Origin of the sequence: Kitasatospora sp. NPDC047058 (genome assembly GCF_040643935.1) — a bacterium.
Classification (GTDB): Bacteria; Actinomycetota; Actinomycetes; order Streptomycetales; family Streptomycetaceae; genus Kitasatospora.
The window spans coordinates 48636-58646 of record NZ_JBEYVJ010000008.1 but is presented as its reverse complement, the minus strand read 5'-3'; the positions used below and the strand labels follow the sequence as shown (position 1 = coordinate 58646).

Genomic DNA, 10011 nt, shown 5'->3' with positions numbered 1-10011 from the left:
CGACCCGGCGGCCATGGACGCGGCGCTCGCGGGCACGCCGCTCGCGGCCACGCCGGCTGGTCAGGGCCCCTCACGGGCACAGGCCCTGACCCCGGCACCGGCCCCGGCCGACGCCCCGGCGCAGGCCGAGGCCCAGGGACAGGCCGCGCCCGGCCACCGGGCCCGGTTGCTGGAGCACGTGCGCGGCGTGGTGGCCGGCGTGCTCAAGCTGCCCGTCGGCAGGCTCGACAGCCGGGTCGTGCTGCAGGACTACGGCATGGACTCGGTCCTGGTGATGGACGCCACCGCCCTGCTGGTCAAGGAGTTCCCGGGGCTCAACGGAAGCGTGTTCTTCGAGTACCGGACGGTCGACGAGCTGACCGACCACCTGCTCGCGGAACACGCCGACGCGGTGGCCCGGCTCTTCCCGGCGGCCGTCGGGAGCCCGCTCCTCGCAGCGCAGGACACGGCGGCCACGCGTGAGACGCAGGCCGCGGCGGTGCGGGCCCGCCCGGAGCGCCGGGAACCGGCGGAGGACGAGCCCGTCGCCGTCATCGGCATCAGCGGCCGCTACCCCGGGGCACGGGACCTGGACGAGTTCTGGCGCAACCTCACGGCCGGCCGCGACTGCGTGACCGAGGTCCCCGCCGACCGCTGGGACGCCGAGGCCCTGTACGACCCGGACCCGAACGCACCCGGGCGGAGCTACGGCCGCTGGGGCGGGTTCCTGGCCGACGTGGACTCCTTCGACTCGCTGTTCTTCCAGATCTCGCCGAAGCAGGCCCGCTCGATGGACCCGCAGGAACGGCTGTTCCTGGAGACGGCCTGGTCGGCGCTGGAGGACGCCGGGTACCCGCCGTCGCGCATCCCCGCGCCGCGGTTCGGCGGCGAGGGCCACGACGTCGGCGTGTTCGTCGGCGTCATGTGGGACGACTACGCCGTCCTCGCGGCCACCGCGTCCGCCCGGGGCAACCACCAGGTCGTGCTCGCCAACCGGTCCTCGATCGCCAACCAGGTCTCCTACTTCGGGGACTTCCGCGGCCCGAGCGTCGTGGTGGACACCGCGTGCTCGGCCTCCCTGGTGGCGCTGCACCAGGCCTGCGAGAGCATCCGGCGCGGCGAGTGCTCCTACGCCCTCGCGGGCGGCGTCAACGTGGCCGTCCACCCGGATAAGTACGTGCACCTCAGCAGCAAGTCGATGCTCTCCACCGACGGCCGGTGCCGGGCGTTCGGCGCGGGCGGCAGCGGCTACGTGCCCGGCGAGGGGGTCGGCGCGGTGCTGCTCAAGCGCCTCTCGGAGGCCGTCCGGGACGGCGACACCGTCCACGCGGTGATCCGTTCGACGGCCGTCAACCACGGCGGCCGCACCAGCGGCTACACCGTGCCCAACCCGCGCGCCCAGCAGGCCCTGGTGGAACAGGCGCTGGCCGCCGCCGGGGTGGACGCCCGCACCATCGGCTGCGTCGAGGCGCACGGCACCGGCACCGCGCTCGGCGACCCGATCGAGCACACCGCACTGGCGAAGGCCTTCGCCCGGCACACCTCCGACACCGGGTTCTGCGCGCTCGGCTCGGTGAAGTCCGGCATCGGCCACCTGGAGGGCGCCGCCGGCATCGCCGGCCTCACCAAGGCGGTGCTCCAGCTGCGGCACGGCACGCTGCTGCCCACCCTGCACGCCGAGGAGCTCAACCCGGCCATCGACTTCGGCCGCTCGCCGTTCACCGTGCAGCGCGAGACCGCCCCGTGGGCGCGCCCGCAGGACGCCGACGGGCGCCCGCTGCCGCGCCGGGCCGCCGTCAGCTCCTTCGGCGCCGGCGGGACCAACGCGCACGTCATCGTCGAGGAGTACCTGCCGCCGGAGCCGGCCCCGGCCGGGCCCGGGGGGCCTGAGCTGATCACCCTGTCCGCCCGCGACGAGGACCGGCTCCGCGCCTACGCGGCGCGGCTCGGCCGCGCGCTGACCGGCCCGGGGGAGGGCGCGCCGGCGCTGCGGCTGGCCGACGTGGCCCACACCCTGCGGGTCGGCCGGGAGCCGCTCGCCGAGCGGCTGGCGTTCGTCGCCGCCGACCTCGCCGACGCCGCCGCCAGGCTCACCGCGGTCGGGCGCGGCGACGGGGGCCAGTGGCTGCACCGCGGCCGGGTCGAGCAGCACCCGCCGCTCGCGGGCCTGTTCGCCGACGGCGTCGGGGGCGAGGAGTTCCTGGCCGCCCAGATCAGGGCGGGCGACGACGACCTGCTCGGGCGGATGTGGGTCTCCGGCATCACGCTCGACTGGGACCTGCTGCACCGGCTCCGCCCGGCCGCGCGCCGGCGGGTGCCGCTGCCGACGTACCCGTTCGCGCGGGTGCGGCACTGGCTGGACGCAGGCCCGGAGGTCTCGGCAACGGTCCCGGCCCCCGTCCCGGCCCCCCTCCCGGCGGCCCCGGCCCTGCCCGCCGGCCCGTACGGGCGGACGCTGCCGGCCGGTGCGCCGGAGCTGCGCGACCACGTCGTCGACGGGCGGCCGATCCTGCCGGGCGTCGGCCACCTCGACCTGGTCGCGCGGGCCTGCGGCGGGCTCACCGGCCGGGCGTTCGCGGACGTCCGCTGGGTCTCCCCGCTGGCCGTGGAGGGCGACGGCGCCAGGGTGTCGGTCGTCTTCGACGGCGACCGCTACGAGGTGCGCGGGCCCGACGACGCGGTCCGCTCGTACGGCCGGCTGACGGACGCCCCCGCGGCGCCCCCGGCGGTCGACCCGGCGGAGCTGACGGCCCGGCTGGAGCAGGGCCCCGGCCAGGACGCCTTCTACCGGCTGGTCGCGGACCAGGGGCTCGACTACGGGCCGTTCTTCCGCAGGGTCCGCCAGGTGTGGACCGGCGAGGACGAGGTGCTCGGCCGGCTCGGCGCCACCACCGCCGGCACCGACTCCGACATCGACACCACCACCACCACCGACACCACCGCCGAGGCCGACGCCGCGTACGCGCTGCACCCGGGCGTCCTGGACGCGGCCCTGCACACCGTCGCGGCGCTGCTGGCCCGGCGCCGGGGCGGGCGGCGCCGGCCGCTGCTGCCCTTCGCGGCGGACCGGGTCGAGGTCTTCGGCCCCGTCCCGGCGGCCGGCTGGTCGTACGTCCGGGAGACCGGCACCGACCGCTGCGACGTCCTGGTGCTCGACGCGGCGGGCGCGGTGCGGGTCCGGTTCACCGGGCTGACGTACCGGGAGGCGAAGCCGCCGACCGTGCTCGTCCACCGGCCGGTGTGGACCGCGCGGTCCGCCGAGGGCACCGCCGGGCCCGCCCGCCGGGTGCTGCTGGTCGGGCCGGCGACGGACGCCGCCCCCGCCGCGGCGATCGCCCGCGCGCACGGGGACGCGGAGGTGTGGCGGCTGTCCGTCGGGGCCGGCGGCCTCACCGACGCCGAGCTCGACCGGGCGCTGACCCGGTCCGGCGGCCCCGACCTGGTCTACTTCCTGGACGCCGGGCCGGAGCACGACCCCGCCGACCGGGCCGCCGTGCGCGCCGTCATGGACCGCGGCGTGGTCTCGCTCCACCGCCTGGTGCGGGCCCTGGACCGGCACGGGCTGCTCGACCGGGAGCTGCGGCTGAAGGTCGTCACGACGGACGGCCACCCGCTCGGCGCCGACGACGCCTCCGCCCCGTGGCCGGCCGGCCTCACCGGCCTGGCCATGGTGGCGGCCAAGGAGTGGCCGAACCTGAAGGTCGCGCTGGTCGACGTGAGGTCGGCGGAGGCCGCGGCGAGCGCCGGGGCGGTCGTCGCCGAGCCGTTCCCGGCCCGGCCGGTCCCGGTCTCCGTCCGGGCCGGCGTGCGGCGCGAGCGCGTGCTGGAGCGGGTCGAACTGCCCGCGGCCGCCACCCGGTTCCGGGAGGGCGGGGTCTACCTGATCGTCGGCGGGCTGGGCGCGGTCGGCCGGGACACCTGCCGCCACCTGGCGCGGACGTACCGGGCGAAGCTGGTCGTGGTCGGGCGTTCGCCGCTCGACGAGGCCCGGCGGCGGACCGTCGCCGAGCTGGAGGCGGCCGGGGCCGAGGTGCGCTACCTCGCGCTGGACGCCAACGACCCGGACGAGCTGGCCGGGGCCGTCCGCCTGGCCAAGCGCGAGTTCGGGGCCCTGCACGGGGTGATCAACGCCGCGATGGTGCTGGTCAACCGGGTGATGCGGGAGCTGCCTGAGGCGGAGCTGCGAGCGGCGCTGGAGTCCAAGGCCGACTCGGCCTGGAGCGTGCTGCGCGCGGTCCGCGAGGAGTCCCCCGACTTCGTGCTGTTCTACGGCTCCGGGGTCTCCTTCGAGGGCAACCACGGACAGGCCGGCTACGCGGCGGGCTCCACCTTCGCCGACGCCTACGCCCTGCACGCCGCCCGGACCCTGCCCTTCCCGGTGCAGGTGCTCAACCTGGGCTACTGGCACGCCGGCGGGGACGCGGAGCGCGCGCGGGTGCTGCGCCGCTTCGAGGCGGCCGGGCTGCGGCCGCTGACGGCCGAGCGGGGCATGGCCGTCGTCGAGCGGACGCTGGGCTCCGGAGTGCCCCAGGTGTTCGCCCTCGACGCCGACCGGCCCATCCTGGACGGGCTGGGCGTCGACCCGGACCGGACGACGACCGTGCGCGCCGGCCACGACCCGGTCCGGCTGCCCGAGGTGCAGGTCGCCCGGAGCTCGGCCGGCGACCGCGGACTGATGGCGTACCAGCTCGCCGTGGCGGAGGCGGAGGAACTGGCCCACCGCCTGCTGGCGGCCGTGCTGCGCCGGGCCGGCGTGTTCGAGCAGGCCCCGGGGAGCCACGACCGTGCGGAGCTGGCCGCCAGGGTGGGCGTCACGGCCGAGCACGCCCGGCTGTTCCAGGCGCAGCTCGACCTGCTCGTCGCCACCGGACACCTGCGGGTGGACGGTGACGGCCTTCGCCCGGCGGGCCGGCCGGCGGAGGACGAGGCCGCCGTGGTGCGGGAGCTGGAGGCGCTGATGGACCGCCACCCCGGCATCGTCCCGGTCGCCGCGCTGCTGCGGGACTGCCTGGCGGTGCTCCCGGAGGTGCTCACCGGCCGGACGGGCGCCATGGACGTCCTCTTCCCGCAGGGCTCCTCGGAGCGGGTCGCGGCCGTCTACCGGGGCGACCCGGTGACCGACCACTGCAACGCCGAGGTGGCCCGGCTCGTCGTCGGGCAGGTCGAGGCCCGGCGGTCCGCCGAGCCCGGCGCCAAGGTGCGCGTCCTGGAGGTGGGCGCGGGCACGGGCGGGACGACCGCGACCGTGCTGGCCGCCCTCGCCCCCTACGCGGACGCGGTCGAGTACGTGTTCACCGACGTGTCCCCGGCCTTCGTCCGCCGGGCCAGGCAGCGGTTCGCCGCGGACCACCCCTTCGTCCGCTTCGAGACGCTCGACATCGAGGCGGAGCAGCCCGGCCGGGGCACGCCGCCCGGCGTCCACGACGTGGTGCTCGGCACGAACGTGTTCCACGCCACCGGCCGGCTGGCCCACACGCTGACCCGGGCGAAGTCGCTGCTGCGGCGGGGCGGTGTCCTGCTGCTCACCGAGGGCACCCGGCCGCAGAGCCGGCTGGCGCTGGTCTTCGGCCTGACGGCCGGGTGGTGGCTGTTCGACGACGCCGACCACCGGATGCCGCACTCGCCGCTGGCGGGCGAGCGGCAGTGGCAGGACGTGCTGGCGGCCTGCGGCTTCCGGGACGTCAGCGTCGGGTCGCCGACGACGGAGGCCGGGCCGGCCTTCCAGAGCGTCATCGCGGCGGTGAGCGACGGCATCGTGCCCGTGATCCGCCCGGCCCGCACCGGGACGGCGGGCGCGGCGGGCACGGCGGTCGGGGTAGCGGCGGAGGCCCCGGCCCCGGCGGTGGTCGCGGCGGTGGTCGCGGTCCCGGCCGGGCCTGCTGCCGGGCCCGACGCGCTGGAGCAGGTGACGGCGGTCTTCGCCCGGGTGCTGGAGATGACCGCCGACCAGCTGGACCCCGACCTGACCTTCGAGAACTACGGGGTGGACTCGCTGGTCACGCTCGAACTGACCCGCGCGCTGGAGGTGTTGTACGGCCCCCAGCCGGCGACCCTGCTGTTCGAGCGGATCACCATCCGGAAGCTCGCCGAGCACTTCCGGACCGCGGCCCGGCCGGCCGCCCTGGTCGTTCCGGCTGCCCCGGCTGCCGCTGCTGTTCCTGTCGATCCAGCAAGCCCGCCGGCGCCGGTGGCCCCGGCCCCGGCCGAGGCTCCGGCCCACGTTCCGGATCCGGTCCCGGTCCGGTCCGACGCGACCGCGGTGTCCGGTGAGGCCGAGCGCCTGGTCGCCGGCCTGTCCGACGAGGCCGTCGACGAGCTGCTGGCCGAGCTGCTCTCCCCGCGTGGCGGGTCCGAAGGAGGCGCACGATGACGGCCGAGCCGTTCAGCTGTGTGGTGATCGGCGAGGAACCGCTCCTCGTCGAGTGCACGAGGCTGCTCCTCGCCCGGGGACACCGGGTGGCCGCCGTGGTGTCGCCCGCCGAGGAGCTGATCTCCTGGGCGGAGGGCGAGGGGCTGCCGGCCGTGCGGTTCGGCGGGGACCTCGCCGGCCGGCTGGCGCCCCTGGAGTTCGACTACCTGTTCAGCATCGCCAACCTCCGGATGCTCCCGGCGGAGGTGCTGGCCCTGCCCGCGCGGCTGCCGGTCAACTTCCACGACGGGCCGCTGCCCCGGCACGCCGGCCTCTTCGCCACCAGCTGGGCGATCCTGGACGGCGACAAGGAGCACGGCGTCACCTGGCACGTGATGACCGACGAGGCCGACACCGGTGACGTGCTCAAGCAGCGCGACGTCCCGGTCGGTCCGGCCGCCACGGTGCACGAGCTCGACGTCGCCTGCTTCGACGCGGCCGTCGAGTCCTTCGCGGAGCTCGTCGACGAGCTGGCCGCCGGCACGGCCACCCGGACGCCGCAGGACCTCGACCTGCGGACCTACCACGGGAAGTACGACGGACTGCCGCGCGGCGGGGTGGTCGACTGGCGGCGGCCGGCCGCCGAGCTGGACGCGCTGGTGCGCGCGACCGCGTTCGGGCACCGCCGCAACGACCTCGGGACCCCCCTGCTGGCCCTCGGCGGCCGGCTGCTGGCGGTCCGCGGCGCCGAGGTGTCCGACCGGCCCTCCACCGAGGCGCCCGGCACGGTCGTCGGCGCCGGCCCGGACGCCCTCACCGTGGCCACCGCCGACCGCGACGTCCGCCTCACCGACCTCACCGACCTGGCCGACCCGGCCGGCGAACGGCTCGACCCGGCGGCCGTCGCCGACCTCCTGGCCAGCGACCACGGGGGCCGCTTCCCGCACCCCGCGGACGACGCCGTGGCGGAGCTGGAGCAGGCCGGCCGGGCGGCCCACCGGCAGGAGCGGCACTGGCTCGGCGTCCTCGGAACGCTGGACCCGCTGCTCCCGCCGAGGATCGGCCGGCTCCCGGAGACCACGGCGGCGGCCGGCCCGGTCGCGCTGCCCGGGGCCCTGCGGGCCACCGGCGCCGAGCCCGCGGCGGTGGCCCTGGCCGCCGTGCTCGCCCTGCTGGCGCGGCTCACCCGCGGCGGCGAGCGGGACGTCGCCCTGACCACCGCCCAGACCACCGCCGGAACCACCGCCCCGGCCGACGGCCCGGCCCGGGGGCTGCTCGCCGCCGAGGTGCCGCTGCGCGGGCCGGAGGGGCTGCTCGACCGGACGCTGCCGGAGCTCGCCGGGACGGTCGCCGCCGCGGTCGCCGCCGTCCGGACCCGCTCGCCGTACCGGCGGGACGTCCTGCTGCGGCACCCGGGCCTGGCCACCGCCCGTGCCGGGCTGCCGGTCGCGGTCGTCCTCCCCGACGCCGACGCCGACACCGGTACCGGTATCGACACCGACGCCGGTACCAGTACCGCGGCCGGCACCGGCGCCGGGGCGGGCCAGGCCCGCGCGCTGACCGTCCGCATCGACGCGGAGGGCACCGTCGGCTTCGAGCCCGGCGCCGGGTTCACGGACCGCCAGGCCGCCTGGACCGCCGACCGCCTGCGGCTGCTCCTCGCCGCCGCCGCGGCCGAACCGGGCCGGCCGCTCGGCACCCTGGCCCTGCTCGGCGCCGAGGAGCAGCGGCTGCTCCGGGACCGGTGGAACGACACGGCCGAGGAGTACCCGAGGGAGACCACGGTCAGCCGGCTCGTCGCCGACCTGGCCTGCGCCGCCCCCGCCGCCACCGCCGTCCGCTTCGAGGACCGCACGCTCGGCTACGCCGAACTGGACCAGGCGGCCGACCGGCTGGCCCGGCGCCTCGTCGGCCTGGGCGCCGGCCCCGGCACCTTCGTCGGCGTCTACCTGGAGCGCTCCCCGGAGCTGCTGGTCGCCCTCCTCGCCGTGCTCAAGAGCGGCGCGGCGTACGTGCCGATCGACCCGATCTACCCGCCCGGCCGGATCCGCCACATGCTGGAGGACTCCGGTGCCGCCCTCGTGCTCACCGACGCCCGCCTCGGCGGCACCCTGGCGGACGTCCGGGTGACGGTCGTCCCGGTCACCCCGGCCGAGGCCGGCGGGGAGCCGCCGGCCGCCCCCCTCGACCGCTCGGACCCGGACGCGCCCGCGTACGTCATCTACACCTCGGGTTCCACCGGGCTGCCCAAGGGCGTCCAGGTCGGGCACCGCGCGCTGGTCAACTTCCTCTGGACGATGGCCCGGTACCCCGGCTTCGGGTCCGGGGACTCGCTGCTGGCGCTCACCACCGTCTGCTTCGACATCGCCGGGCTGGAGCTCTACCTGCCGCTGACCCGCGGCGGCACCGTGGAGCTCCTGCCGGAGGCGGTGGCCGCCGACGGCTTCGCCCTGCGGCAGCGGATCGAGCGGTCGCGCCCGACGGTGCTCCAGGCCACGCCCACCACCTGGCAGATGCTGCTGGCCGCCGGGTGGGAGGGGGACCGGGAGCTCCGGGCGCTGTGCGGCGGCGAGCCGCTGCCCGCCGAACTGGCCGACCGCCTCGCCGGCCGGGTCGGCGCCCTCTACAACATGTACGGCCCCACCGAGACCACCATCTGGTCCACCGTCGACCGGGTACGGGCCGGCGAGCCGGTCACGATCGGGCGGCCCATCGGCAACACCCGCTGCCACGTGCTCGACGAGCGCGGCCTCCCCGTCCCCCCGGGCCTCCCGGGGGAGCTGTACCTCTCCGGGGACGGCGTCGCCGACGGCTACCTGGGCCGCGCGGAGCTGACCGCCGAGCGCTTCGTCACCGCCCCCGCGCCCGGCGCCGGCCGCGCCTACCGCACCGGCGACCTGGTGCGGCACCTGCCGGACGGCCGCCTGGAGTACCTGGAGCGGATCGACGGCCAGATCAAGCTGAACGGCTACCGGATCGAACTGGGCGAGGTGGAGTCCGCGCTCCGCCGGCTGCCCGGTGTGACGGCCGCGGTGGCGCTGGTCCGCGAGGACCGGCCCGGCGAGCGCCGCCTGGCCGCCTACGTGGCCGGCGGGGACGGGCCGCTGCCGGAGCGCGCCGGACTGCGGGCCGCGCTGCGGGAGCGGCTGCCCGCCTACATGGTCCCGGCCGCGGTGACGGTGCTGCCGAAGCTCCCGCTCACCCCGAACGGCAAGATCGACCGCAAGGCGCTGCCCGCACCGGACCTCGCCGGCCCGGCGGGCGTGCCGGCCGGCACCGAGCTGGAGCGGCGGATCGCCGGCGTCTGGTGCGAGGTGCTGGGCCTGGAACGGGTCGGCGCCGAGGACAACTTCTTCGACGTGGGCGGGGACTCGCTGCGCCTCACGTCGGTCGCGGCGCTGCTGCGCGAGCGGCTCGGCCTGCCGGTCACCCGCCTCGGCATGTTCCGGCACCCGACCGTCCGCGCGATGGCCTCGGCCCTGGCCGGGCCCGCCGACGCCCCCGTGTCCGCCCCCGCCCCGGCCGGGACGCCGCAGCGGCGCTCCCGGGACGTGGCGGCGCTGGCGGAGCGGCGCAACCGAAGGGGGCGGCGGTCCTGACCGGTCCCGGCACCACCCGCAGCGCGGACTCCCGCACCGCGGACACCCGCACCGCAGACAGATCCCAGACGGCCACCACGGGGG

The 10011-nt window shown here is 77.5% G+C and carries 2 protein-coding genes; both read left to right on the top strand.

Annotation, left to right across the window (positions count from 1 at the left end):
• Nucleotides 1-13: 13 nt before the first annotated feature.
• Nucleotides 14-6349, top strand: coding sequence for an SDR family NAD(P)-dependent oxidoreductase (locus tag ABZ885_RS02270; protein ID WP_360182347.1), 6336 nt, complete (start codon nucleotides 14-16; stop codon nucleotides 6347-6349).
• Nucleotides 6346-9927 (top strand): amino acid adenylation domain-containing protein, encoded by a 3582-nt coding sequence (locus ABZ885_RS02265; protein ID WP_360182344.1) that lies wholly within the window; start codon nucleotides 6346-6348, stop codon nucleotides 9925-9927. The genes ABZ885_RS02270 and ABZ885_RS02265 overlap by 4 nt, the downstream gene beginning before the upstream one ends.
• Nucleotides 9928-10011: the final 84 nt, after the last annotated feature.

Excerpts from the sequence above, each read along its gene's own strand:
- ABZ885_RS02265 (WP_360182344.1), top strand. The coding sequence starts at position 6,346 with ATGACGGCCGAGCCGTTCAGCTGTGTGGTGATCGGCGAGGAACCGCTC.
- ABZ885_RS02270 (WP_360182347.1), top strand. The coding sequence starts at position 14 with ATGGACGCGGCGCTCGCGGGCACGCCGCTCGCGGCCACGCCGGCTGGT.